The sequence below is a fragment of the Arthrobacter sp. I3 genome (assembly GCF_000520575.1).
Taxonomy (GTDB): Bacteria; Actinomycetota; Actinomycetes; order Actinomycetales; family Micrococcaceae; genus Arthrobacter; species Arthrobacter humicola_A.
In genome coordinates this window covers 255,667-257,283 of record NZ_KI914938.1, presented here as the reverse complement: position 1 = coordinate 257,283, position 1,617 = coordinate 255,667, and the positions used below count along the sequence as shown (strand labels likewise).

General features: G+C 73.3%; 1 protein-coding gene. It reads right to left on the bottom strand.

The features are described 5' to 3' along the window. Positions 1-1,617 (bottom strand): glycosyltransferase family 2 protein (locus tag Y706_RS25845; protein ID WP_043436296.1); only part of this gene is annotated, 1,617 nt, incomplete at both ends.

The following is a 1,617-nucleotide window of genomic DNA, read 5'->3' as shown; positions in this document are numbered from 1 at the left end:
GCGGACCCGCCGAAGGCGCTGAGCCCGGTGAGTCCGGCGCCGGCGTCGAAGTTCAGTGGCTGCCCCAGGGCCTGTTGCCACAGTGGGGCGGCGTCGAAACCGAGCGGCAGGCCCGGGTCGGCCAGGAGCGCCCGCGGCCGGTCCAGGACCGAGAAGGCGAAGGGCAGGAACAGTGCCAGGCTGGGCAGGAGCGCCCACCACACCGTGCGGCCGCGCCGGCCCAACAGCACGCCGCAGAGGGCCACGACGGCCATCGACGGCAGCAGCAGCGAGGGCGCCGCGGCGGTGACTACGGCCAGGGCGAGGCCCGCGGCGGCCGCAGCCGTCCACGACGGCGTCCCGTTGACGCCGGGACGGGCGGCCGGCGTGGGGATGAGCCGTCCCTGTCCCGGGGCCGGGACGGCATGGATGCCGCGGCCCGCGGCCGTGCCGGTCGCGCGGAGCAGCGCCAGGACGACCACCGGGATCATGACGTGCGCGACCAAGGCGCCGAGCCGGCCCTGGTTCAGGGACACCTGGAGTGCCGGCGCCGCGGCCCACAGCAGGGCGGCCGCAAGGCGCAGCCTCCGGCGGGCAGTCAGGGCGCCGGCAGCGAACCACGCGCCCAGCGCAGACAGCGGCATGGCGAGGATCAACAACCAGCCCACGCCGCCGTTGGCATCGCCGGCACCGAGCACACCGAGCACCCACAGCAGGTAGCCAAAGGGGTCGCCGTGGCCCGGAAGGCCCGCGCCCAGACTGATCCACCAGGTGGAGGCATGGTTCCAGATTTCGGCGAGGCGCAGTGAGACGGGGATCAGCGCGCCGCCGGAGACGGCCGGGGCCCGGAACAGGCTAAGCAACCCAGTCAGGGAGACCGCCAGGGTCAGGAGTATGGCCAGCACCGCACCGCTGCCCACCCACCCGCGGTCCGGGGTGGCGATGGCGGCGAAGTCGTCGGTGTTCCCGGTGGGCTGCTCTTCCAGCGGACCGGCACCTGTCAATTCGCTGCCGAAGTCGTCGGCGCCGAGCGCCTCAATCAGGGAGCGCCGGTGCGCCCAGACCTCACGGCGCGGCGTCTGCAGTCCCTTCATGACGGAGCGCCGGATCCGGCGGGTCCGCGCGGCATTGCGGCGTCCGCGGACCACCGCCGCCGGGCGGCCCAGTGCGGCAAAGGTCGCCAGCAGTTGGGAGAACCCGTGCCCCGGGTCCTTGACCGCAATGCTCAGGACGAGTTTGAAGAGGCTGCCCAGGAGGGCGCCGGCCGCGTGCAGCGGGACTTTCCAGCCGGCCGCGTGCTTGAGCCGCAGGTGCACCTGTGCCTTGCGTGCGGCCGTCGCGTTGCCAAGGGCGTGGGGACGGTGCGAGACATGGAACATCCGGGCGCTGGGGACCACCACCACGCGGTGCCCAGCGAGGCGGTTGCGCCAGCAGAAGTCGACGTCGTCGCCGCTTCCGGGCAGGGCCGGATCGAAGCCCCGGAGCTCCTCCCAGATGTCGCGGCGGACCAGCATGCCGGCGGAATTGACGGCAAAGGTATCGCTGCGGCCGTCGTACTGGCCCTGGTCGAGTTCGTCGGCGTCGATCAGCGTCAGCCGCTCGGCCCAGCGGCTCGTGGAGAGCCCGACGTCGATCAGC